Consider the following 24,856-nt stretch of genomic DNA (forward strand, 5'->3'; position numbering starts at 1 on the left):
TAAAAGTAATAAAAAGAGTTGTTATGAAAAAGTTTTTGGCACTGTCAATTTTGGCAGCGTGCTCAAGCAGTGTGTTTGCAGATGTAAACTATTCACTGTCGATTACTGAGCCAGAGCATCATTTAGGTAATGTGAGTGTTGAGTTTCCTGAAACTGCACAAGCACATTTAGATGTTAAACTTCCCGCTTGGCGTACTGGTCGTTATGAAATTTTGAATCTTGCTAATGGCGTACGTTTTTTTGAAGCAAAAGATGATGACGGCAAGCCATTAAAGTGGGAAAAAATTGATCACAGCACGTGGCGTGTTCACTTAAACGAGCCAACTCAAGTCAATGTAGATTACCAAGTTTACGCTAACGAGCTAGGTAAACGCGCTCGTCATATTGATGACAGCCATGCATTTATTGATGCATCTGGCTTTTTCATGTTTAGTGAATCATTCCGTCAAGACCCGGTAACCGTAAAATTAAACGTACCAAAACAATGGCGTTCAGTATCGGGTATGGAAAATGCGGGCTCTAAACACAGCTTTAAAGCCGCTGATTACGATATCTTAGTTGATTCACCAATCGAAAGTGGTATCAATGAGCTACACAAGTTCACCGTTGATGGCCGTGAATACGAATTAGTTATTTGGGGCGATGGCAACTACGACGTAGATCAAATGCTAACTGACCTTAAAAAGCTAGTGACAACTGGCAATGTAATTTGGGATGGTTACCCATATGAGCGCTATGTATTTATGGTCCATGCTACGTCTGGTGCCGGTGGCGCAACAGAGCATTTAAACTCTACGATTATCCAGCGCCCACGTGACCGTTTTGGTTCTCGTAAAGACTACCTTGCGTTTATCAGCACCGCAGCTCACGAATTTATTCATACTTGGAACGTTAAAGCATACCGTCCAAAAGGTATTGCTCCATACGATTACACCAATATTAACTACGCTAAAACATTATGGATTGCAGAGGGCTCAACCAGCTACTTTGAAGATCACTTAATGGTTCGCTCTGGAATTGAAACAACCGATGAGTTTTTCGGTACGTTAACGAAAACGATTAATCGTCACTTACAAACACCGGGTCGCGAAGTACAAAGCGCAACCGAAACCAGTTTTGATAAGTGGATCAACCAAGGCGGTGACCACGCTCGCAACTATAGCACCAATATCTATTTAGAAGGTTCATTGATCTCAATGGCGCTTGATATTGATTTGCTAGAAAAAAGCGATGGCAAAATCAGTTACCGCGATGTTCACCGTGAACTGTACAACAAGCATCGTTTACCTGATGGTTTTACGCCTGATGATGTTAAAGCGATTTTAAAAGAACTTACAGGCCGTGATTACAGTGCTTGGTGGCAAGCGAATGTGGATGAGCCAGCGGCTATCGACTTTGATTCGCTACTTGCAAAAGTGGGCTTAGGTTTAATTCGTCCTGAAGGCGCTAAATCAGTACCTAGTATTGACTCGTTTGCTAAAAACAGCGGTGAGTTATTAACCCTAACTCATGTTCGTCGTGGTGGCGCTGCATGGCAAGCAGGCTTAACTACAGATGATAAAATCGTTGCGTTGAACAAAAAGCATGTTGGTAAAGACTTAACAGCCAGCCTTGAAACGTTTAAAGCAGGCGACACAGTGACTGTTGATTTTATTAGACGTGATGCACTGCAAAGCACAACGCTAACACTGAGCGAAGACTTTGATAAAGAGAAAAAGGTAAAAGCATTAAAAGATGCAACACCAGCTCAAATGGCACTGTTTAAAGCGTGGATGGGCGTTGACCACCCAAATCAAGCTAAATAACAGCCAAGCAAAATAAATCGTTAATGATTTTTGATTGGTAAGAGAGGAGCTGCGGCTCCTTTCTTTTTGTTTGGTACTTGCTGCGTTTTTACAAACTGCTTAGTGTATTTTGCATTTAGTAGTGCACTATTAAGTTGCTGCTTTTTACGTCGCCAAAACGACTTTTTAACTTTGCTTGATCTATCACGAATATCGCTTTGTGAATTATCAGGTTGTGACACTGGGTAGGGCAGTAAAGAATAACCGTATACGCCGGTTTCCCACACATGCTGTAAATCGCAATCGACAGGGCGGCCAAATGTAGCAGTGGCTTTTAATAGCGCTTTTGCACCAGCTAAACTAACAGCCGTTGCACAGCAGCCAGACATAAGCTTTTTATGAATGACTAAATGCTGCTCATCAGCGATGGGTTTTGTAAAGGCAATTTCCCGATTTCGGTCTTTATAAGCGGCCAATTTTATTAGCTGCCAAGGCTGTTTTAATGTATTAATGTTTTCAATTGCACTGTGGATAGAGCGGTCGAGAACAAAGTCATCTTCTAAAATAATGGCGTATTCTAATTGCCGATCGACAATGGTTTGCCATGCTTTTCTGTGACTCAGGTAACAGCCAATTTCACCTTTACTCAATGGTTTATGGTATTTTTTTAGATTTAAATCAGCATTATAATGCTCAGCAATTGCTGTATCAGAAAGCTCTCTACCATCAATTGCATCAATGCGTTCAAATGCTAAACCTTGCGCGTTGAGTTCATTGCTCACACGGTGTAATCGTTCTGTAGAGCTTGCTAAGTTAATTACAAAAATAGCGGTCATTATTGTTACCTGATGGGTCAGTTTGAATCAGGCTAACAAGCTTTAATGACGCTTGGGTGTCAGAACTATTTCGCTTTTATGTCAGGTCGAGGAGTATTTAAAATCGCTTGTTTTTCTTGCTCGGATAAAATGATCCAATCAAAAATTTCGTCATTACTGCGACCACAGCCAGTGCAATAGCCATTGAGGCGATGACATTGACCGATGCAATCTGTTTTAAATTGGCTGGTTGGTTTTTTTGAATGTGCCATAGAGATACGAAGGCTAATGTCTATTAGCCTTCCGAAGTGTATTACTTACCTTCAACAGGCTTACCAATTTCAAGCGTGGTAGACCAAGGCTGTTTACGCGATAGAGTTTTACCCGAATGAATTGAGATAACAGGGGTATTTTCGTCAAGTACAAAGGTTGTGCGTAACGATTCAGCAGATTCTTTTTGTGTTTGATGCCAATTATTACCTGCTAAACACGCTTGGGTAAAATTAACCGCACGGGTGTGATCAGCGACAGCTTGCTGCTGTTGCTCATAGTTGCCTACACAGCGGTAGGTAACATTGTCTTTATCAAGCGCCGTGATTTGACAGTTATCGGCAATAAGGTTGTATTTTGCTGTCCATGTTTCCATGTATTTAGTATTTACACGGCTACGTTTTAAGCCTTCAAAGCGGTTGTCGTAAGCACCTAATAGGGCATTGATTTTCTCGCAAGGGGTTAGGTTATCAATGGCCGTTTGTTGTTCAGTTGTCAGTCCTGTACAACCAGTTAAAACAAGGCCAGTTAGTAAGGCGGCGAGTGGCTTTTTCATATCAGGCTATCCTTTTAAATAGCAGTTCCTTAAACGTTTCCTAAAGGATACCTAAGCCCTTGTAAAAATGCTAATAAAGATTGGCTATTACAATTTAAAATGCCTTCGCAAAGGAAGGCATTTTAGTTGCTAATAACTGTAAACGCGTGAGCTTACATCTTAGTTTTACCTGCAATGTTGGTTACTTTTATTGAGCCAGAGCCATCACTTAGTAACTCAAAGTTTGCTGCAGTATCAACGCGAATGCTGCCTGAGCCATCTGAAACGACAACATCACCCGAAATATCATTTAAGTCGATACCACCAGAACCATCGTGTACTTCAATATTACCCAGTGCGTTGGCAACATCAATATTACCTGAGCCGTCATGAATTTTAATATCACGGCTGATATTACGTGCTTCTATGCTACCCGAACCATCATTGATTTCTAATGTGCCTGTAATGTCATTTGCTGTAATCGACCCTGAACCATCGTTGATTACAGTATTCGCAACTTTACTAATGATAATTTCACCTGAGCCATCGTGCACATCGACATTAAATGAGCGAGGGATCGCAACGGTTAAATCAATGCGAGTTTGCTTATTGGTATGATATTCACATTGACCTGCACTTAGCGCTGCACTCTTACCTTTAGCTTCAAGCGTTAAGCAATATTCATCATGTGGCTGCTCCTGATAAATCTCGGCTTTAACGCTCACTTCATCACTGTCACTACCGGTAATGTGTAAAAAACCTGAGCCTGCTTCTACTTTTAAAGCGCTTAATGATGCTGCATCTAGCGTTAGGTTTTTAGTTGCTTGTAGAGGCATTTCACCCTAAGCAAATGTCTGTGCTGATAATAAGCCTGCGGCAATTAGTGAGAGTGTTTTTACTGTACTTAACATGGTTCTTCCCTTTCATATGTGTGGTGTTATTAGCTTAGTCGCAAGTGCTGATAAAAAAGGTTTAAAGGCTTTAAAAACTTTTTTACACAAATAGGCAAGAAAGCGCGAGCTTCAGGCATTTATGGTTTTTCGCGATGCTTTAGACTGAAATAGTAGACCATAACCTAAGCAAGCCAAGGAGAAACATATGAGTGATTCAGCGCAAACAAACGATATGCAAGTAATTAAGTCAGGTTCTCAAGATCCAATTGCAGGGCCAGCAGAATGTTTCACAGGTAAAGTGCAAATTAGTACTTTATTTAATGCACCAGCACCTGCTCGCGTTGGTGTTGCTGTGGTGGAGTTTTCAAAAGGAGCTCGCACAAATTGGCATTCTCATCCACTCGGCCAAGTATTATTAGTTACAGAAGGTCAAGGTTGGACACAGTGTGAGGGTGGTGAGAAAACAGTCATCAATCCAGGTGATTTAATTTGGTGTAACTGCGGAAAGAGGCACTGGCATGGTGCGACTGCTGATAGTGCAATGAAACATGTAGCAGTTCAAGAAGCACTCGATGGTAAACCTGTTGACTGGTTCGAAGCTGTTTCAGATGAAGATTATTTAGCATAAGGTACATTAAGATGTGTGACAAACATGAAACGCAAGACTTATCACGTCGTAATTTTATTAAAACGAGTTCAGCTTTAGGTGCAGGCCTGTTATTAGGTGGCTTTGCGGCGCCTTCATTTGCAGCATCATCTGAGCAGCTTGCAAATGGCAATATAAAATCTCGTGGCTATGCGGCTTTTGATAATTCAGGCTTACTAAAACCATGGGAATTCGAAAGACGCCCAGTAGGCGATAACGATATTTTAATCGAAATTAAATTCGCCAGTATTTGCCACTCAGATATTCATCAGATGAAAGGGCATTGGGGCGCACAGCAATACCCTCAAGTACCAGGTCATGAAATTGCAGGTATCGTAACTGCGGTCGGTAAGAATGTGACTAAGTTTAAAGTGGGCGACCGTGCTGGTGTAGGCTGTATGGTTGATAGCTGTCTTGACTGTAATAGCTGTAAAGATCAAGGCGAGCAATATTGCCCAGAAACAAAATTCACTTATGGCTACCCTGATGAACGCTCACCGACTGGTATCACACAAGGTGGTTACTCGAATAATATTGTTGTTCGCGATCATTTTGCAGTGCATATTCCTGAAAACATGAGTTTAGAGCATGCTGCTCCTTTATTATGTGCCGGCATTACAACGTATTCTCCGTTGCTTAAATTTAACTTGAAAAAAGGCGATAAAGTAGGTGTTGTTGGTATTGGTGGGCTTGGGCACTTAGCTGTTAAATTGGCTGTGTCGCAAGGTGCTGATGTCTATGCGTTCACTAGCTCTAAAGATAAAGTAGCCGATATTAAAGCCTTTGGCGCTAAAGTGGTTGTTGTTGACGGTGAAGACGCTTACAACGAGCATAAGTCGCAGCTTGATTATTTAATTAATACCTTGCCAGTGAAATATGATATTGCTAAATATGCATCATTAGTAAAACCATTCGGCACGTATACCCAAGTGGGTATGCCAGAAGAGTTTTCATTAAATATGAATGCATTAGCATTGGCTGCAAGCCGCGTAAACTTTAATGCTTCGTTAATTGGTGATATGCAAGAAACGCAAGAAGTTGTTGATTACTGTGCGAAGAATAATATTCTGCCAGCAACCCAGTTAATCAAAGCCTCTGAAATCAATAATGCATGGCAAAGCGTGGTGGAGAAAAAAGCGCGCTATCGTTATGTAATTGATGCCTCGACATTTTAAATAATTTTTAGATTGAGTAAGCCAAACGCCATACCCAGTATGGCGTTTTTTGTTGTTCCTTTTTTATTCGGTGATTTATCGCTTAAAGAGCGAATACTGCCGTAAAAACATATCATTATTTTTTTCTTTTGCTAACTTAAACTCTTTGGCCTCCATGGAGTAATAATGAAAAAAATAACCTTCCTGAGTACGTTGTTGTGCACTAGCTTTTTTGTTTGTAGCGAAGAAACAGATACAACCTTGAACGCTTATGCCGCTGGGTACGTCGCCAATTTTACCTGTAGTGCCACGTTTAACGCTGGCAAAAGCAAAGATCAAATCAATATAGATGAACTTACCGGTATTTACCCTTTAATAGCAGACACTGTAAAAACACTAAAAGCGAACATTGAAACTGAGCACAAACGAGTCATTGTTGATTACGATAAAGATAAGCAGCGCATATCGGTGTGGCGGCCTCGTTTAGGCTGTGTTGATTTACCCGTAGGGGCAAGCCTGAAAGCTGCATCACTCGTGCAAGCACCGTTTAAAGAAAACTTAGCCTACCAAAAGGATGATGGTAAGCCTTGGCAAACGCTAAATGGTGTTAATAAAGCGACGGGCAATAAGGCACTTGATGAGGTTATTGCACAAGCTTTTACTCGTCATTATGGTGAAGGCGCACGAACTTCAGCAATTTTAATAGCAAGCCCTGATGCGATTCTAGCAGAGCAATATAAAGCCGGTTTTACCCCTGAAACCGCCCAGCGTACTTGGTCTGTTGCAAAAAGTATTGGCGCGAGCATTATTGGAGTGGCGGTAGCGCAAAAGCGACTTGATGTTACAAAGCCTGCGGGACTTGAAAGCTGGTCTCATCCGCTTGACCCACGTGGCGAAATTACCCTTGAAAACTTACTTCACATGGCATCAGGTTTAGATAGTAATAAAGCGGGTAACCGGACAGACCGTGTGTATATGGGAGGCGGTTTAGTGTCTGATACTGCAACGCATACCGCATTAGAAGTTAAGCCTGGTAGCCGTTGGAAATACGCTAATAACGACACCATGTTAGCGCTACGCACCTTACGAGAAACGTTTAACGATGAGGCGAGCTATTTGCGTTACCCATATGACAACTTACTCGATAAAATCGGCATGCAGCACACGTTTTTAGAGTCAGATTGGCAAAGTGACTATATTTTGTCATCGCAAGTGTGGACTACTTCACGGGATCTTGCTCGCTTGGGGCTATTACACCTGAATAATGGCCGCTGGCAAGGTGAGCAAATATTACCAAAAGACTGGTTAAGTTATATTAGTAAACCAGCACCTGCTCAACCCCCTGTAACGGCACCAGGATACGGCGCACAGTGGTGGCTTTATAACGAACGTTTTCCTGAGTTACCAAACGATACCATTGCAGCGCGAGGCAACCGTGGTCAATTTTTAGTGATCATTCCAAGCGAGCAGTTAGTGATTGTTAGGCGAGGGTACGACCTTGCAGGACTTAAAGGCTTTAGTGAACATGACTTTACCCGTGATGTTTTAAAAGCACTGGGCAGATAAAGTCAGGCAATAAAAAAGCTACTTTGTGGCGTACAGAAGCAGCTTTGCTAACTGGAGAGTTAGTATCTACTACAAGGGCTCTATAGTGACATCCGCTTGGCCTAAACTTTTAAAAAACTGACTATCGCCCGTTATTTTGCCAAGTTTTATCAGACCATTTGCATAACTTTGCTGCTTATAAAAGAGCGCAAGGTTACCCCAAGGTGCGTAATAAGTAATGTCTCCTGCGCCGGCATCAGTGCCAGCAGGTAAGCCTTGTAGATTTAATTTCTCTGGTAAAGTGGCAATTTTCTCAGCATTGGCGAAGTCATCTACTTTTAGAGTCAGTGGTAGAAGTTGATAAAAATGCTTAGCGGCATTGTTACTTTCTAGAGTCGCTTGCATAGTTTTGCCGTTACTGGTGAACTTTATTTGCATTTCACTTACCATCTTTACTGCTTTTTTAAATATTGCTTATCTGTTACTGGCTCTAACCAATCAACAACCTTACCGTCTTTTGATTCTTGAATAGCTAAGTGCATCATGGCTGTTTTATCTGTAGCACCGTGCCAATGTTTAACATTAGCAGGAATATGGACAACGTCACCTGGTTTTATAACCTGAGGTTGTCCGTGCCACTGATTAACCCAACCCATACCTGATGTAACAATTAAGGTTTGGCCAACAGGGTGAGTGTGCCAGTTTGTGCGAGCACCTGGCTCAAAGGTTACCATGGCACCAGCGGCTTTCGCTTCGCCATGAGCTTGGAAACTAGGCTCGACGCGTACTTTGCCCGTGAAATACTTGTCGAGCCCAGTCATTGGGTACTGAGTGCCATTTTTTTGCACTGTGATTTGCGGTAACTCTAAACGTTGTGAAGAGGCGTTTTCTGCATGACTAAATGCACTCATCGTTAAGATAAGGGTACCGATAATATACTTCATACTTTTCTCCATGTGTTTGTAACCGAACGAATCTTCATTTTGGCTAAAAACTGTGCCTTTAAAAAGTACAATGCACGCAAGTTATTGCCTATTAGTCCGAGGGTTAGATTTTTTAACTAGCCAACTTTATGAAATCGAGCGTATAGTTAAGTATCTTAATTTTGATTGGGTTGGTTATGCACTCAGATTATGAAACTCTTGCTAAAATGAGCGCCTCTTTAGCAGATAAAATTGCGCCGCATATAGGTCAGCAAGAAACCGCTGATAGTGTGATTGAGGATTTGTTTTTTTATAGACAAACACAGGCCGCCACCTCTTGTTCAATGTGTGTGGTTGAACCAAGTATTGCACTGGTGCTACAAGGGGCAAAAAGCATGACCTTGGGCGAAGATGTGTTCAAGTATGACCCACACAAGTATTTGATTACCTCAATTGATTTGCCTGCAAAAATGCAAGTTCTTGAAGCAAAAGACGACGCACCTTATTTAGGCTTAGTGTTAAAGCTTGATTTGGCTATGTTAGGTGAACTGATTTCGCAAATACCGCTCGATAAATTAAACAAGCAATCACTGAACAAGGGTATGACTTTAGGTGAGATGACAGAGCCTCTGCTTAACGCTTTTACGCGATTAATTGAGCTGGTTGATGATCCTGAGTCTATGCCAGTGCTGGCGCCATTAATTAAACGCGAAATTTTTTGGCGTGTACTTAACAGTGAGCATGGGGCGGAGCTTCGTCATATAGTGTCAACAGGTAGCCAAGGGCTGAGAATTGCTCGTAGTGTTAAGTGGTTAAAAGAAAACTATGATCAACCCTTGAGTGTAGAGGACTTAGCGGGTCTTGCGAAAATGAGTAAATCGACTTTCCACCATCACTTTCGAGATCTAACTTCAATGAGTCCGTTGCAATATCAAAAGCGTTTAAGGTTAATGGAAGCTAGAAGGTTGATGGTTGGCGAGAGTATGGACGCGTCAGGTGCTGCTTTTAAGGTTGGCTACGAAAGCCCCTCACAGTTTTCTCGCGAGTATTCCCGGTTTTTTGGTTTATCACCAAAACGAGATGTTGAAGCTTTTTTAGCAACGGCTAAATAGCCGGCTACATATAATACCAATGGGCAATAATAGTTAATTAAGCGAATTGGTATAAAAAACGAATGGGCATATCCCTATGTCCCATTCGTTACCATGACACGTTTTAGTTAAAGACTTGCTTTGAAAAATTCAGCAATTTTAGTGAATGGAATTAAACCCACATCATCATATAAATCAACATGACCTGCATTTGGTACAACCAATAATTGCTTAGGCTCAGCAGCTAAATCATAGGCTTGTTGGCTAAACTCAAATGAGTGAGCCTGTTCACCAGCAACAAACAGTAATGGACGTGGTGAAATAGTTTCAATATCGTTAAATGGATAAAAGTTCATAAAACGCACATTGCTGCTTAATGTTGGGTGTGTTGTTAAATCTGCTGATGAACGCTCTGGTGTATATTCGCCACGCTCAGTGCGATAAAAGTCATAAAACTCTTTTGCAATTGGGTGCGAGCTTTCATCAATGTGATGCGGGCAGCCGCCGGTGTACTGAACTTCGCCACCTAGGTACTCAACATTACGTTGCTCAGCGGCTTCATCAAGCATACCTTTACGCATATCAAGGTCGATAGAGTTACCTAAACCATTGCGCGTTGCACCACCCATGTCATACATACTCGCTGTTGCTACAGCTTTGATACGTGGGTCAATTTTAGCGGCACTAATGATGAAACCACCACTACCACATACACCTAAACCACCAATGCTTTCTTTGTTGACGTATGAACGGCTAGCAAGGTAATCGACACCCGCACTGAATGACTCTGCGTATAAATCAGGAAGCACTGTATTACGTGGTTCGCCGTCACTTTCGCCCCAGAAGCTAAGATCAATTGCCAAAGTAACAAAGCCAAGTTCTGCAAGTTTAGTTGCATATAAAGTAGCACTTTGCTCTTTTACCGCACCCATAGGATGACCAATTACAAGTGCCGGAAGGTTCGCGCCTTTCTCAGCATTTTTTGGTGTAAAAAGATTACCGACTACATTCATCTGTAATTGGTTTTTGAAAATTACTTTTTCAAAGTTAACAGCATCGCTTTGGTAAAAATTATCCGTTGAGGTAGTCATAACACTCTCCTATTTTGTGATTAACAGGGACTGCAATTTGTTTTCACAATGCAGCTTTGATGAGGTTATTGTCGGATATTTATGCAGTTTGGCGTTATATTAGAACAGTCGATTTATTGCCTAAAAGTGTCGAATGTATAAAAAGCTGCAGCAAGCGCTGCAGCTTATTCATTTACTTATGGCGGCCTTGTAAACAGTTCACCACATCAGCCAATGATAGGCCTTGGCGCTGCAATAACACAGTTAAATGATACAGTAAGTCTGCCGATTCATTGGTTAATTCATCGTTATCATGTTTCATGGCTGCAAGGGCAACTTCGACACCTTCTTCACCTACTTTTTGGCAACTACGGCTTAAGTCTTTTGCAAATAAAGACGCAGTGTAGCTTTTGCTTGGATCATCGTCTTTACGCGAAACAATCACTTGTTCAAGCTCAGCTAAAAACGACAAGCTAGGTTTAGCATCATCGCCAAAGCAGCTTTGTGTACCTAGGTGGCATGTTGGCCCAAGTGGGTATGCCAGTACTAATAGTGAGTCGTAATCACAGTCGGTGTGCACAGAAACTACTTCAAGGTAGTTTTCTGATGTTTCGCCTTTGGTCCATAAGCGCTCTTTAGAACGCGAGTAAAAGGTTACTTTTTGCTTGTCGAAAGTGGCAGCTAATGCATCTTGATTCATAAAGCCTTGCATTAAAATTACCCCAGAGCGTGCGTCTTGCACGATAGCTGGGATCAATTCGCTTTTGGCAAAGTCGACTTGAGAAAGAGTGTCTTTGGTTAATTGCATAGTCTTGCCGCTACATTATTATCGATTAAAAATTGTTTTAGTTCGCCAATATCAATGACGTTCTTGTGAAATACGCTGGCAGCGAGCGCGCCATCAACTTGGCTTTGTTGAAACACATCAACAAAGTCTTGCATCGTACCTGCGCCGCCCGATGCAATTAGTGGAATATCGCACAGTGCACGCATTTTTGATAGCTGAACATTGTCGTAGCCTTTACGCACGCCATCTTGATTCATGCAATTTAGTACGATTTCACCAGCGCCTAGGTCTTGCACGCGCTTAACCCATTCTTCGGTTTTGTAGCGAGTACGGCTTGATGCATTTGGGTCGCCAGTCAGCTGGTAGACTAAATACTCGCCAGTGTTTTCATCATAAAAGCTATCAATACCCACAACCACGCATTGTTTACCAAACTCATCGTGTAACTCTTTGATAAGCTCTGGGCGAGCAATAGCGGGGCTGTTAATACTGATTTTATCTGCACCACGTTCTAAAACACGTGCTGCATCAGCAACAGATTTAATACCGCCAGCCACACAAAATGGAATATCAATGTGGCGTGCAATGTTCTCTACCCAATTGACATCAAGTAGGCGTTTTTCGACGCTGGCACTGATTTCATAAAACACCAGCTCATCCGCACCAGCATCGCTGTATGCCTTGGCAAGCGTTAAAATATCACCAACCACTTCATGGCCTTTAAATTTAACACCTTTAACGACTAGGCCGTCTTTTACATCTAAACAAGGGATTATGCGTTTTGATAACATGCTAACGCCTCCTCAACATTAAAGGCACCATCGAGCAATGATTTACCTAAGATAACACCGCCAACGCCTAGTTTTTTCAGCTTTGCGATATCATCAAGAGAGCTTACACCGCCTGATGCTTGAACTTTAATCTCGCTGTTGTGGTTAGTTAAATCTTCATAAAGTGCAAACGAAGGGCCGGTCATGGTGCCGTCTTTACTGATGTCAGTACACAGAAAATCAACCACACCCAGTGCCACGTAAAAATCAACAAGTTCGAACAAGCCAAACTCAGATTCACTTAACCAACCATGTGTTGCTGGTGCCCAGCCGTTGTCAGTTTTATTAACATCTAGTGCGATAACAAAGTGTTCGCTGCCAAATTTTTCAATCCACGCCTGCACTTGCTCACGCTTTTCAACGGCCATTGAGCCTATAACAACTTGGTTAGCACCGGCTTCAAGCCAGTCAGCAACATCTTGCTCAGAGCGAATACCGCCGCCCACTTGATAAGGCACATTAAGCGCTTTGGTTGCGGCTTGAATATGCTGCCATTGTTTTTTATTTGGATCGCGCGCGCCTTCTAAATCAACTAGGTGCAGTTTGCCTGCGCCGCTGCTTGCGTACTCTTGTAAGCGTGCGCCAAGTTCGTAAGGGTAAAATTGTGCTGTATCATACTTACCTTGGTATAAGCGCACAATTTGGTTTTGTAATACATCGAGTGCTGGAATAATCACGTTTATTTCTCTTATTTTTTGCTGCGCTTACAGCTGCCAATCTAAAAAGTTTTGTAAAAGTCGTGTGCCTACTTTGGCGCTTCGCTCTGGGTGGAACTGCATGCCTGCGTAGTTATCTTTGGCAACAATTGCTGAAAAAGCTTGCCCGTATTCACCGCTAACTAGGGTGGCATCGTTCACTGTGTGAGCAAAGCTATGCACAAAGTACACTTGATCTTGCGCCGATAACCCTTTGGTAAGGGCATGCTCTTTTAGTACGCTTAGGTCGTTCCACCCCATGTGTGGAGAAGTTAATGTACCCACATCTAAGTGCTTAACAACACCCGGAATTTTGCCAAGGCAATCGACATTGCCTTCTTCTGTGCTATCACAAAGTAATTGCATGCCTAAACAAATTCCCATCAGCGGGCGTTGATATTCATCAATTGCTTGCTGCCAACCACCGTCTTTTAAGCGTTTCATTGCAACGGAAGCATGGCCTACACCAGGTAAAATCGCACGTTCAAAGCCTTTTAGTTGTTCAGGTGAGGTGATCACCTCTGGCTTTTCACCTAAACGTTCAAAGGCAAAGCGAACAGAGTTAATGTTGGCACAACCGGTATTAATTATGGCAATCATAAACACCCCTTAGAGCTTGCTGTTTGTTGCGAAGCATCTTTTGCAATCGCAGCACGAAGTGCTCTTGCAAACGCTTTAAATAGGCCTTCAACTTGGTGGTGACAGTTACCGTCGCTAACCGACAGAATTAGGCTCATGGCGGCATTATCACTTAAGCTTTTAAAGAAGTGCTCAACCATTTGTACGTCTAAGTCGCCCACTTTTTCACGGCTAAAATCAGCGTTTAATACAAATGAGGCGCGGCCTGATAAATCAATTTGCGCTTCTGCTTTACATTCATCCATAGGTAATGCAAAACCATAGCGACCAATTTGCGTTTTTGTACCTAGGGCTTGTTTAAGGGCTAGGCCAAGCGCAATACCGATATCTTCAACAAGGTGATGCTCGTCAATGTGTAGGTCACCAGTGGCTTGAATATTAAGTCCGATATTGGCGTGAGTGCGAATTTGGTCAAGCATGTGATCGAAAAAGCCAAGACCAGTGCTAATTTCGCCATTTTTTGTTTGGTCTAAATTAATTTGCACATCGATTTGCGTTTCTTTGGTGTTGCGAGTGACACGGCCTTCACGGTTCGCGGTTGTCAGTTTAGTGACAATGGCATCCCAGCTGCCGTCATACAAAATACCTTCACAACATAAGTTATTGGCAAGTCCAATATCTGTTTGGCGGTCGCCAATCACAAATGAGCGTGCTAAATCGACTTTACCTGAACGCATAAGCTCTGTAAGTAAGCCGGTTTTTGGTTTACGGCATTCACAATTTTGCTCATCAAAGTGAGGGCAAATCAGAACTTCATCAAATTTAATTCCTTGGCTGTTTAAGATATTCATCATCTTGTCTTGAGCAATATCAAAATCAGCTGTCGGGAAGCTATCAGTGCCTAAACCATCTTGGTTTGAAACCATTACAAGGCGGTAACCTGCCGCTTGAAGTTGTAACAGAGCAGGGATCACATTTGGCAAAAACACTAATTTTTCGAGGCTATCAACCTGTTTGTCGGTGATAGGCTCTTCGATAATCGTGCCATCGCGGTCAATAAATAAATACGGGTTGCTCATGATAATTCCTGTTCTACTGTATTGCTGGTCAGTGATAAGCCATCTAACCAAATTTTTACTTGTTCTAGTTCTTGCTCGTTACCGATAGAAATTCGTAACCAATCATTTTCGCCATATAAGGTGAAGGCACGCATCACAAGCCCTTGCTCTAATGCGATATTAAATGATTGTTTGTCTTTTAATTTTAAGGTGACAAAGTTACCTTCACCGCTCAGGACTTTGATAACGGCAGGTGATTGCTCAAGCCAGCTTTTCAGTTTGCCTTTTAAGCTATTTAGAATAGTCACCTGACGGCGCATTGAAGCGATGTTGTCACTACTTAATGCATCTGCTGCAATGCTAGCAACCACCGTTGATACAGGATAAGGCGCAATCACTTTACGAATAGGCGCAAGTAATTCGCTGTTGGCTAAAGTGAATCCAGTCCTTAAACCCGCAAGTGCAAATGCTTTTGATAAGGTTCTTAGTACCACAAGGTTACTAAACTCGTTGATCAGGCTTGCTGCTGTTTGTTCAGGGCAAAATTCTATATAAGCTTCATCCACCACCACAATCGCTTTACCCGCAAGTTGTTGGGTGATTTTTCTGATTTTGTCTAGGCTTGTCATGCTGCCGGTTGGGTTATTTGGATTACAAATAAACACCAACTTTGAATCAGCAACTGCAGTGACAATCTCATCAACTGTGCCTTTTAATAACAGCTCTTGAGTTAAACCGTTAATCGCAATGTTGTGGGTATCAGCTGTTACTTTGTACATGCCGTAAGTTGGCAAAAAGAGTGCAATGCTATCTTTAGCTGGGCTACAAAAAGTACGTACTAATAGTTCAATACCCTCATCAGCACCGCGAGTCATCAGTACTTGCTCTGGCTCTAAATTAGCATAGCAAGCGTAACGATTGATCACTTGCTGAGGCTGCGGATCTGGGTAGCGGTTTAAATCAGCTAAATTGATATTTGGCGTACGTGAATACGGGCTTTCGTTGGCATTTAACCACGTTGTACCTGTTAGTTTTTCACTTTTCGCTGAACTATAGGCTGTAAGCGCTGCAATGTTATCTGGCAACAACGTTGTTATTTTTGAATTATCGCTCATTGTTCATAGCCTCAAGACGAATTGAAACAGCATTAGCGTGAGCATCAAGCCCCTCTGCTGCGGCCAAAGGTAAAATTGCTTTAGATAATTCACGTAAACCATTTTTGCTGATGGTTTGCACTGTGTAAGTTCTAAAGAAGTCCAGTAAGTTTAAGCTCGAATAGGTCGCACTGTAACCATACGTTGGTAGTACGTGATTCGTGCCAGACGCATAGTCACCGGCAGACTCTGGGGTGTAATCGCCTACAAATACTGAGCCAGCATTTTTCACTAAGTTTAAATAAGGCTGCGCATCAGCAAGTTGTAAAATAAGATGCTCAGGACCATATTGAGCAGACACCGCAAAGGCTTGCTCAACCGAGTCCACTAATATCAAGCTTGAGTTTGCAAGCGCTTGCTCGGCAGTGTCTTTACGACTTAATTTTGCTAGCTGCTCAGTTAAAGCTTGCTGTGTTTTTTCAATAATACGTTCGCTGTTACACAGTAAAATAACCTGCGAATCGGCACCGTGCTCTGCTTGCGATAATAAATCTGCCGCAATAAACTCTGGGTTTGCACGCTCATCTGCAATCACTAACACTTCAGAAGGGCCCGCTGGCATATCAATCGCCATGCCCGGAATGGTTTGCGCAACAAGTTGTTTTGCCATGGTGACAAAGCTATTTCCCGGGCCAAAAATTTTGTTCACTTTAGGCACTGACTCTGTGCCGTATGCCATTGCTGCAATCGCTCCGGCGCCACCACTTTCTACAATGGTTTTAATACCACATAGTTTTGCAGCATATAAAATGGCAGGGTTGATGGTTTCATCGGCTTTTACAGGTGTAGTAAGCACAACAGTTTGTGCACCGCTTAATTGTGCAAGCACCCCTTGCATGATCACTGATGATGGCAATGGTGCACTGCCACCTGGCACGTAAATACCCACCGCTTCAATGGCTTGATATTTAAGTTCACATAACACACCAGGTTGCGTTGTTAACTTAATGTCTTTTGGCAATTGTGCTTGGTGAAAGCGTTTTACATTAGCATAGGCCGTTTCGATGGCGGCTTTTAACTCGTTTGATAATAACTGCTCAGCTTGATTAATTTCTTCAACTGGTACTAATAAACGTGGTGTCTCGCGCTTATCAAACTCTTTAGCCATCTTTAATAACGCAGCGTCACCTTCGGTTTTAACTGCATTTAAGATGTCGATGCAAATTGCTTCGACCTCTTTACTTGCAGTAACAGCAGGGCGGGTGAGTACCGCCTGCTGTGCTTGTTGATTTTCCTCATTCCAGCGAAACATGGATTATTACTCCATCATTTTTTCAATTGGCATAACAAGGATTGAGTTAGCACCCAGTGCTTTTAACTGTTCCATTGTTTCCCAAAATAGAGTTTCGCTGCTAACCATGTGCAGTGCTACGTAATCGTCGCTACCAGCAAGTGCTAACAATGTTGGCTGGCCAGTACCTGGTAGTAAATCGCACACTTCATCAAGCTTTGCTTTTGGTGCGTGTAACATAATGTATTTACTTTCTTTAGCTTGACGAACACCACGTAGACGCGGCATTAGCGTATTGATTAAATCAAGTTTACTTTGGTCTTTAAGGTCTTTGTTTTGAATTAAACATGCGTTTGATTCTAAGATGGTCTCGCCTTGCATTAGGCCGTTTGCTTCTAATGTTGCACCAGTAGACACTAAATCACAGATTGCATCAGCTAAACCTGCACGCGGGGCTACTTCAACAGAACCCGTTAACATTACCGTGCTTGCGTTGATGCCTTCGCGTTTTAGGTATTGGCTCAAGATTTCTGGGTAGGTAGTAGCAATGCGTTTACCTTCAAACCAGCTTTTATCTTGCGGACCAAGTTCTTGTGGCCATGCAAGTGCTAGGCGGCAGTAACCGAAATCAAGTTTAGAAAGTTTATTTACTTCGAATGCTGCGCCTTGGCGTTCGCGTTCGGCTTGTACTTCAACAAGTACGTTTTCGCCAACGATACCTAGGTCACACACACCGTCCATTACAAGGCCCGGAATATCGTCATCGCGTACACGAAGTACATCAATTGGCATGTTGGTAGAGTGTGCGATTAAACGTTGTTCACGAAGGTTTAATTTAACGCCTAATTGCTTAAGTAATTCTTGGCAGTCTTTTGATAAGCGGCCACCTTTTTGGATGGCGATTCGTAAACGGTTGGTATTGCTCATTATTTATTTTCCTTTAATTCAAAAACTAAAAACCCCGAGGGAACCTCAGGGCGAAAATAAATAATTTGGTTGATTGCTCGCCAGAGGTTCCTTTTAGGAATAACCTCTCAGCGAAAAACCTGACAGGCTATTCCGGTGAATGATGGTGATGATGGATAGTTGTCAGATTGAAACGCATAATTTTTCCTGTACTGCACTCGTTTATGTAAACCAGTGCGTATATCTGTTTAAATAAGTTACGTATATAGATAAACATGCTTTGCTAATCTTTGGCAAGCATTTTTTTTCTAAATTAAAGTATATGCTATAACTGCCGATAATAAATGGAGTGATAGGAGGTACAAATGGATATCATGATCCCCTTTTTAGGTCGCATAACGCGCTTACAGTTGGAGAGTAAAGGCGCGTTTCATATTGCGGGCGTAAAAGACGCGAACGTGCAGCGAATTGAACTCGAAAAACGGCAAAAACGTGAAATTGAACGACGTAAAAAAGCTGCTGAAAATGGCGATAAAAACAGTAAAAATGCTATTGAAGAAGATGAAGAGGGTAATAAGCACCTAGATACCTGGGCTTAAACGAAAGCCAAATTTTTCTGCAACAGTTGCGCAATTTCTGCTAACGTTTAAGTAAGTTCATTTATATTTTACAGGGCAGATTAATGGATAAACCTGCAGTGCCATTGAATGAGCAAGCTCGCCTTGACGAATTGCGTTCGCTTGAAATATTAGATACGCAAAGAGAACCTGTTTTCGACAGAATCACACGCCTTGCTCAGCAATTCTTTTCAGTGCCAATTTGCATCATAAGTTTAGTTGATGAGCAACGTCAGTGGTTTAAGTCTTGTGTTGGTTTAAATGTCAGTGAAACTGCCCGAGATATCTCATTTTGTGGCCATGCAATCCTACAAGACGAACCTTTTGTGATTAATGATGCGTTGAAAGACAAAAGGTTTGCAGATAATCCGCTAGTAGTTGGAGAGCCACATATTCGCTTTTATGCGGGATGCCCAATCATCCTTAAATCAGGTAATTGTATTGGAACACTGTGTATTATTGACTATAAACCACGCACATTGAGTAATAAAAATCTTCAAGCGCTGAAAGATTTTGCTGCAATTATTGAGCGTGAATTTGCCATATTGCAACTTGCTACAATGGACGAATTGACCTTGCTCCCTAATCGTCGAGGTTTTACAAGCACTGCTGAGCATTATTTAGATTTGTGTATTAGGCAGCAATTAAATGCCAAATTGGTATTTATAGATTTAGATAACTTCAAATACATTAATGATAACTTTGGGCATTCTGCTGGTGATAGAGTTCTGAAAGAATTTGCATCATTACTAAAAGAATACTGCCGAAAAGCAGACTTATATGCACGTTTGAGTGGGGATGAGTTCGTGATTCTGTTTACTGATTTAAACACCTCAGAATGCGAAACAATCATGCAACGTCTACTGCAGTCATTTTGTAATTTACCTTCGAGTTTTACAGGTCAAAGCATATTGAGTTTTTCTTATGGAATTGCTGATTTTTCGGGCCAGCAACCCTGTTCACTTGCAAAGCTATTAGCTGTTGCTGATAGTAGAATGTATAACGCAAAGGTACAAAAAAAGGCTCAATTATGAGCCTTTTTAATGACTAATGGCATACTCACTGTTGCGTTTTAGCAGATTGAATACTGCTTTGGATCAATGGTGAGATTGTTAAGCCTTGTACAATAATCGAAAAAATCACAACTACATAAGTCACTATTACTATTAGGTCATGCAAGTCAGACCCTGCAATCATCACTTGATCGCGTGGGATGGCAGCTGCCATTGCTAGTGCTAATCCACCACGCAGGCCGCCCCAAGTTAAGATTTTTACCGAGTGTTTGTCGTATTGACGATACTTTTTAAAGAATACAAATGGCGCACCTACACTTATAAATCGCGCTAGCAACACCACAGGTACCATGAGTAGACCTAAACCGATTTCTTCAAAGGTAATAGGCATAGTCACGATGAGCATACCGATGATCAAAAACAGCAAGGCGTTTAAAAAACTATCGGTGGCATGCCAAAAGTCTTTTACATAACGGGTATCTTCAGGCCCTGTGCGCTCTGTTGCCTTTGAGCGGGTAATATTACCAAGCAAAATACCACTGGTAACCATGGCAAGTGCGCCCGATATTTCCCAAATATTCGCTGCTGCAAAACCAGCGGTTGGGATGGTCAAAGTTAGAAGTAACCGAATATTCACATCGCGGCTATTGATGATCAAAAAGTGCCCAACCAATGCAATGACTAACCCAAACACAATACCGCCAATGGCATCCACTAAGAACAGTTCGGCAACATCAGCAAAAGTGGCTTCGGTGCCATAAAAGGCCACTGAAAATATGGTGGTGAATATGACTAAGCCAATACCATCATTAAACAAAGACTCACCTTCAACTTGCACAGAAATTCCTTCTGGGGCTCGCATTTGTTTAATAATGGCTAACACGGCAATCGGATCGGTTGGGCTTATTAATGCTCCAAACAGCAAGCAATAAATAAACGGCACTGGCCATCCAACAAAGGCAAATAAGTAATAACTTAAATAACCGACTATGACCGTAGAGGTTATGGTTGAAAATAGCACTAATGCAGTTATCTCCCATCGTTGTTTACGAAGGGCTGCCAAGTTGATTTCCAATGCCCCTGCGAATAGCAAAAACCCAAGCATGCCTTTTAATAGCAACTGATTAAAGTTGATACTAGAAACAATCTGAGTTATTTCGAGGGCCGTGCTATCACCGAGCATTTTAACGGCAAGTATAAGAAGTAAAGAAATAACAACAGAGCCTGTTGTTATAGCAATCGTGGTTTGCATTTTGAGGATATATTGGTTAGCAAAAGCAATAAAAATAGCTAATGCTGAAAGAAAACAAATGAGGTACCAAGCATTCATTGTTTGACCTTAAATATTTGTATAACAAGACGCAGAAAGCTGTCACTTTCTGGCCGCATATAGTACGCCTCTAATATAGGTATGTCACAGTGTTTATGCGATTTTTATGACTTTTTAGAGTAAAAATACTTGATGCTGATTGCATATGTATAATTGCTGTTAAAAATGTCTAAAAAGAGACATAAAAAGCCCTGCAAAACATGTAGCATTGATAAGTTTAGTTAGGTCAATTTGTTGAACTGGGCAGATTCTTGACTGGTATTTATAGCCCTGATTGGATAAGGAATCACAATGCCTTCTTCGGCGTAACGTTTATGGAGTGCTTTTATAAACGCTGATTTAACCCAAAATCGGTTGAAGTACTCTTTTGCTCTTAGCATCACCGTAAAGTTAATACTTGATTGATCAAAGGTGTGAAACACCACAAAAGTATCGTAGTCATCAACACCCCATTGATGACTTTTTAAAATCTGTCTGGCAACATCCAAAGTCACTTGCTCAACTTTTTCAAGGTCTGAGCCATAATGAACACCCACCTCAACGGGGACGCTGAGTTCTTTTTCGGGATAAAAGTAATTAATGATGCGTGATTTAGACAGCTGACTATTTGGGATGACTATCATGTTATTCGGCAACATTTTTACCCATGTAGAGCGCCAACCAATTTTTTCAACAAAACCTTGGTCGCCACTTTCAAGTTCTATAAAGTCGCCAACCCGAATAGGTTTATCAATCACCAACTGAACGCCTGAAAAGAAGTTTTCAAGTGTAGGTTGCAAAGCCAAAGCAACAGCAAGTGAGGTAATGCCCAAAGAGGCAATAATCGGAGTGATTGAAATCCCCAACGTGCCCAATAACACCAATAAGCCAATACAGACTATGGCGCAGCGGATCAAGCCTTTAATGATGCTATGACTATTCGAAACAACCACTGAGCGGGCACTGTAATAATCAACGGTGCCAAATAAGAAATGGTCTAAAAATAACACTAAGGCAAAAATACAAATGGCTTTAGCGGTGGCTGCAATGGGTAAGGGGTGTTCGGCCATAAAGCCGGTGATGTTTAATAACTGACCAAAAATGATCACAAGCACCATCATTGTGCACAAGGTCAATGGCGTAGAAAGTGAGTTAACAAGCAAGGTATCGAACACAAAATCAGTTCGTTGGGTCCATTTTTTTAGGCAATAGATAATTACAAACTTTAATAAAAACAGGGTTATGGCGGCTAGTACAGTGCCGCCAATGACGACCAGCCAAGGCTCATTTAGCCATTCATTTTGTATTAGTTCAGTAATCATACTTAGTCCTTAAACCCTAGATACTTGCGATAGCTGCAAGTTATGTACCTAGGCTTTTTGGTTAATAGCTGAATTTTTAGCGGTGAATCACAAATGGTAAGGTGAGCAAAATAAATACAAATAAAAGGTACAAATGTTTATTAAATGTTATCTTTTTGTATCAATAAATTTACATTTAAGTTGTATTTGTTAACATTTAATAAACCTGGAAATGCTTATCTTGCTGTTAATTATAGTGTTTTAAATTGGAGCTAATACTTTACTTGTAAATTTTTTGTTTCATTTTCAATTTCACTCCATTCAATCTAGGCTGGTCACTAATCGGGAACAGTGCAGTCCGGTTACTAGGAAAATATTAAATACATAACAATCTAACGGAGCGTAAACGTGAATTTATCTAAAATCACATTAGCAACTCTTGCTGCTTTTGCTTTGACTCAAGCAACAAGTGCAGTAGCTGCGAACAAGAAATACCTAAACGAACAAACAGGGATTAACCAAGCTTTGCAAACCAATGCGTCATCGGTATTGAGTGCAAATCCTAATCAGTTAGTTGGTTTAGGTGCAGGGAATGATTTAGTTGTATTAAAAGAAATCAAAACCAGTAACGGCAACACCACTCGTCGTTATCAACAGATGTATCAAGGTCTACCTGTCATTGGCGATACGGTTAGCCTTACATTTGATGCTAATGGCCAATTAAAACGTGCACATGGTGCTGCGGTATATGATATTGCCGCCGACATCGATTCTGTCTCTCCGGCTCTTAACAAGAAAAAAGCAATGGCAAAAGGCCTTGCTAATTCACCTGCTGCAATTAAATCAGTTGGGTTAAAAAAGCATAATGAACAATCACGTTTAGCTATTTGGCTAGATGAGGACAGTGTTGCACACCTTGTGTATGAAGTATCTTATGTGACGTATGGCGACAACCCATCTCGTCCGTATCAAATTATTGATGCTAACAGCGGTGAAGTTTTATTTAGCTTCGATAACTTACAACATGCCAGTGCAACAGGCCCAGGTGGTAACTTAAAAACGGGTAAGTACATTTATGGTACTGATTTTGACAGCCTAGATGTTGCTCAGTCGGGCAGCACTTGTACGATGAACAACGCCAATGTAAAAACCATTAACCTAAATGGTGGTACAAGTGGTTCGACAGCGTATTCGTTTACATGCCCAGAAAATACCTTTAAAGAAATTAACGGTGCGTACTCGCCTTTAAATGATGCGCATTATTTCGGTAACGTAATTTTTAATATGTATAACGATTGGGTCGGCACTGCGCCATTAACTTTCCAATTGCAAATGCGCGTTCATTACGGCAGTAATTACGAAAATGCGTTTTGGGATGGTAGTGCTATGACCTTTGGTGATGGTCAAAATACCTTCTACCCACTGGTTAGTCTTGATGTCTCGGCGCATGAAGTAAGCCATGGTTTTACCGAACAAAACTCAGGCCTCGTTTATTCAGGTAAATCTGGTGGTTTGAACGAAGCGTTCTCTGATATGGCAGGTGAAGCGGCTGAGTTTTACATGAAAGGCTCAAACGATTGGTTAGTGGGTCAGGAAATCTTTAAAGGTAACGGTGCACTACGTTACATGAATAACCCAACCCAAGATGGCAGCTCGATTGACCATCAAAACAATTACTACTCTGGTATGGATGTGCACTACAGCTCAGGTGTATTCAACAAGGCATTTTATAACCTTGCGACCACACCAGGTTGGGATACTCAAAAGGCATTTGTTGTGATGGCGCGTGCTAACCAACTTTACTGGACAGCCAGCACAAACTGGGATTTAGCAGGTAATGGCGTGATGGATGCGGCGTGTGATTTAAGCTATGACCCAGCCGATGTTCAAGCGGCACTTGCGGCGGTGGGTGTGACTTCAAGCTTAAGTGCGGGTAGTAGCTGTGGCACGACTGAGCCACCTCCAAGCGGTGATGAAGAACTAACTAATGGCGTTGCGCGCACAGGGATCAGTGGTGCAGCGAAAGATCAAATGTTCTTTACTCTTGAAGTGCCAGCAGGTGCAACGAATTTACAATTCAATACAACTGGTGGAAGTGGTGATGCAGACCTTTATGTTATGTATGGCGCAAAACCAACACTAAGCAACTTTGATTGTAAAAGCACTTCATCTACTAGCACAGAAAGCTGCGCTATTAGTAATGTGCAAGCGGGTACTTACTATGTAATGGTAGAAGCGTGGAATCAAATTTCAGGTGTATCACTTACAGGTAGCTTTGATTCGGGCAGCGGTGGTGGTGTAACACCAATTAACCGCACTGAGTCTAACTTAAGTGTTGCTACAAATAGCTGGACTCGTTTCACGCAAGACCTCGATGCGGGTTACTCGTCACTGGATGTGACTATTTCTGGAGGCTCTGGTGATGCTGACTTGTATGTGAACTTTGGTTCGCAATCGACAACATCTAGCTATGACTGCCGTCCTTATAAAAACGGCAATAGCGAAACCTGTACATTTACAAACCCACAAGCGGGTACTTGGTATATCGACCTTCGCGGCTATCGCGCTGCAAGTGGTGTAACTCTCACCATTTCGGCTAACTAGCCACCCTTTTAGGGAGCTTCGGCTCCCTTTTTTATTTTATTAAAAT

At 41.8% G+C, this 24,856-nt stretch carries 25 protein-coding genes; 8 read left to right on the plus strand and 17 right to left on the minus strand.

What is annotated here, in order from left to right:
- Window positions 1-23: 23 nt before the first annotated feature.
- Window positions 24-1,805, plus strand: coding sequence for a PDZ domain-containing protein (locus tag E5N72_RS17405; RefSeq protein WP_135926392.1), 1,782 nt, complete (start codon window positions 24-26; stop codon window positions 1,803-1,805).
- Window positions 1,806-1,825: 20 nt separating this feature from the next.
- On the opposite strand, the gene E5N72_RS17410 is transcribed toward E5N72_RS17405, so the two are convergent.
- From E5N72_RS17410 to E5N72_RS17425, 4 genes are all read right to left on the minus strand, one after another.
- Window positions 1,826-2,620, minus strand: a complete 795-nt coding sequence (locus tag E5N72_RS17410) for a glycosyltransferase family 25 protein (protein ID WP_135926393.1) — start codon at window positions 2,618-2,620, stop codon at window positions 1,826-1,828.
- Between the two features lie 65 nt (window positions 2,621-2,685).
- Window positions 2,686-2,871 (minus strand): DUF1289 domain-containing protein, encoded by a 186-nt coding sequence (locus E5N72_RS17415; protein ID WP_135926394.1) that lies wholly within the window; start codon window positions 2,869-2,871, stop codon window positions 2,686-2,688.
- 41 nt (window positions 2,872-2,912) lie between these two features.
- Entirely contained in the window at window positions 2,913-3,425 is a 513-nt protein-coding gene (locus E5N72_RS17420; protein ID WP_135926395.1) for a hypothetical protein, read from the minus strand.
- A 152-nt stretch (window positions 3,426-3,577) separates the two neighbouring features.
- Entirely contained in the window at window positions 3,578-4,240 is a 663-nt protein-coding gene (locus E5N72_RS17425; protein WP_135926396.1) for a hypothetical protein, read from the minus strand.
- A 262-nt stretch (window positions 4,241-4,502) separates the two neighbouring features.
- On the opposite strand from E5N72_RS17425, the gene E5N72_RS17430 reads away from it, so the two are divergent.
- From E5N72_RS17430 to E5N72_RS17440, 3 genes are all read left to right on the plus strand, one after another.
- Window positions 4,503-4,925, plus strand: coding sequence for a cupin domain-containing protein (locus tag E5N72_RS17430; RefSeq protein ID WP_055021700.1), 423 nt, complete (start codon window positions 4,503-4,505; stop codon window positions 4,923-4,925).
- Window positions 4,926-4,936: 11 nt separating this feature from the next.
- Window positions 4,937-6,118 (plus strand): NAD(P)-dependent alcohol dehydrogenase, encoded by a 1,182-nt coding sequence (locus E5N72_RS17435; RefSeq protein ID WP_135926397.1) that lies wholly within the window; start codon window positions 4,937-4,939, stop codon window positions 6,116-6,118.
- 165 nt (window positions 6,119-6,283) lie between these two features.
- Window positions 6,284-7,663, plus strand: coding sequence for a serine hydrolase (locus E5N72_RS17440; RefSeq protein ID WP_135926398.1), 1,380 nt, complete (start codon window positions 6,284-6,286; stop codon window positions 7,661-7,663).
- Between the two features lie 69 nt (window positions 7,664-7,732).
- Here the strand turns inward: E5N72_RS17440 and E5N72_RS17445 are convergent, their stop codons facing one another.
- Together E5N72_RS17445 and E5N72_RS17450 are read right to left on the minus strand one after the other, a co-directional pair.
- Entirely contained in the window at window positions 7,733-8,080 is a 348-nt protein-coding gene (locus E5N72_RS17445) for a cyclophilin-like fold protein (RefSeq protein ID WP_135926399.1), read from the minus strand.
- A 14-nt stretch (window positions 8,081-8,094) separates the two neighbouring features.
- Window positions 8,095-8,586, minus strand: a complete 492-nt coding sequence (locus E5N72_RS17450) for a cupin domain-containing protein (protein ID WP_105181850.1) — start codon at window positions 8,584-8,586, stop codon at window positions 8,095-8,097.
- A 176-nt stretch (window positions 8,587-8,762) separates the two neighbouring features.
- Here E5N72_RS17450 and E5N72_RS17455 point away from each other — a divergent pair, with 176 nt between their 5' ends.
- A complete protein-coding gene (locus tag E5N72_RS17455; RefSeq protein ID WP_135926400.1) occupies window positions 8,763-9,677 on the plus strand; it encodes an AraC family transcriptional regulator in 915 nt (304 codons plus the stop codon).
- Between the two features lie 107 nt (window positions 9,678-9,784).
- Here E5N72_RS17455 and E5N72_RS17460 read toward each other — a convergent pair whose 3' ends face one another.
- From E5N72_RS17460 to hisG, 9 genes are all read right to left on the minus strand, one after another.
- A complete protein-coding gene (locus E5N72_RS17460) occupies window positions 9,785-10,747 on the minus strand; it encodes an alpha/beta hydrolase (protein WP_135926401.1) in 963 nt (320 codons plus the stop codon).
- 172 nt (window positions 10,748-10,919) lie between these two features.
- Entirely contained in the window at window positions 10,920-11,534 is a 615-nt protein-coding gene (gene hisIE / locus E5N72_RS17465; protein ID WP_135926402.1) for a bifunctional phosphoribosyl-AMP cyclohydrolase/phosphoribosyl-ATP diphosphatase HisIE, read from the minus strand.
- Entirely contained in the window at window positions 11,525-12,304 is a 780-nt protein-coding gene (hisF, locus tag E5N72_RS17470; protein WP_135926403.1) for an imidazole glycerol phosphate synthase subunit HisF, read from the minus strand. Before hisF ends, hisIE begins: the two co-directional genes overlap by 10 nt.
- The gene (locus E5N72_RS17475; RefSeq protein ID WP_135926404.1) at window positions 12,286-13,020 is read right to left on the minus strand and encodes a 1-(5-phosphoribosyl)-5-[(5-phosphoribosylamino)methylideneamino] imidazole-4-carboxamide isomerase; all 735 of its coding nucleotides are present in this window, start codon (window positions 13,018-13,020) and stop codon (window positions 12,286-12,288) included. Before E5N72_RS17475 ends, hisF begins: the two co-directional genes overlap by 19 nt.
- Before the next feature lie 27 nt (window positions 13,021-13,047).
- On the minus strand, window positions 13,048-13,638 hold the full coding sequence (hisH, locus tag E5N72_RS17480) for an imidazole glycerol phosphate synthase subunit HisH (protein ID WP_135926405.1): 591 nt from the start codon (window positions 13,636-13,638) through the stop codon (window positions 13,048-13,050).
- Window positions 13,635-14,696, minus strand: a complete 1,062-nt coding sequence (hisB, locus tag E5N72_RS17485) for a bifunctional histidinol-phosphatase/imidazoleglycerol-phosphate dehydratase HisB (RefSeq protein WP_135926406.1) — start codon at window positions 14,694-14,696, stop codon at window positions 13,635-13,637. The genes hisH and hisB overlap by 4 nt, the downstream gene beginning before the upstream one ends.
- Entirely contained in the window at window positions 14,693-15,790 is a 1,098-nt protein-coding gene (gene hisC / locus E5N72_RS17490; protein ID WP_135926407.1) for a histidinol-phosphate transaminase, read from the minus strand. Before hisC ends, hisB begins: the two co-directional genes overlap by 4 nt.
- Window positions 15,780-17,081 carry a histidinol dehydrogenase gene (gene hisD / locus E5N72_RS17495; protein ID WP_135926408.1) on the minus strand — a complete coding sequence of 434 codons (1,302 nt, stop codon included), beginning with the start codon at window positions 17,079-17,081 and terminating at the stop codon, window positions 15,780-15,782. Before hisD ends, hisC begins: the two co-directional genes overlap by 11 nt.
- A 6-nt stretch (window positions 17,082-17,087) precedes the next feature.
- Window positions 17,088-17,987, minus strand: a complete 900-nt coding sequence (gene hisG / locus E5N72_RS17500; protein WP_135926409.1) for an ATP phosphoribosyltransferase — start codon at window positions 17,985-17,987, stop codon at window positions 17,088-17,090.
- A gap of 344 nt (window positions 17,988-18,331) precedes the next feature.
- Between hisG and E5N72_RS17505 the strand changes: the two genes are divergently transcribed.
- A complete protein-coding gene (locus E5N72_RS17505) occupies window positions 18,332-18,565 on the plus strand; it encodes a hypothetical protein (protein ID WP_063529102.1) in 234 nt (77 codons plus the stop codon).
- A gap of 83 nt (window positions 18,566-18,648) precedes the next feature.
- Window positions 18,649-19,617 (plus strand): sensor domain-containing diguanylate cyclase, encoded by a 969-nt coding sequence (locus E5N72_RS17510; RefSeq protein ID WP_135926410.1) that lies wholly within the window; start codon window positions 18,649-18,651, stop codon window positions 19,615-19,617.
- A gap of 25 nt (window positions 19,618-19,642) precedes the next feature.
- On the opposite strand, the gene E5N72_RS17515 is transcribed toward E5N72_RS17510, so the two are convergent.
- Complete coding sequence (locus E5N72_RS17515; RefSeq protein ID WP_135926411.1) at window positions 19,643-20,926, minus strand: sodium:proton antiporter; 1,284 nt, start codon at window positions 20,924-20,926, stop codon at window positions 19,643-19,645.
- Between the two features lie 221 nt (window positions 20,927-21,147).
- A complete protein-coding gene (locus E5N72_RS17520; protein WP_135926412.1) occupies window positions 21,148-22,227 on the minus strand; it encodes a mechanosensitive ion channel family protein in 1,080 nt (359 codons plus the stop codon).
- A 387-nt stretch (window positions 22,228-22,614) separates the two neighbouring features.
- On the opposite strand from E5N72_RS17520, the gene E5N72_RS17525 reads away from it, so the two are divergent.
- The gene (locus tag E5N72_RS17525; RefSeq protein ID WP_135926413.1) at window positions 22,615-24,810 is read left to right on the plus strand and encodes a pre-peptidase C-terminal domain-containing protein; all 2,196 of its coding nucleotides are present in this window, start codon (window positions 22,615-22,617) and stop codon (window positions 24,808-24,810) included.
- Window positions 24,811-24,856: the final 46 nt, after the last annotated feature.

The sequence above is a fragment of the Pseudoalteromonas sp. MEBiC 03607 genome (genome assembly GCF_004792295.1).
Lineage (GTDB): Bacteria > Pseudomonadota > Gammaproteobacteria > Enterobacterales > Alteromonadaceae > Pseudoalteromonas > Pseudoalteromonas lipolytica_C.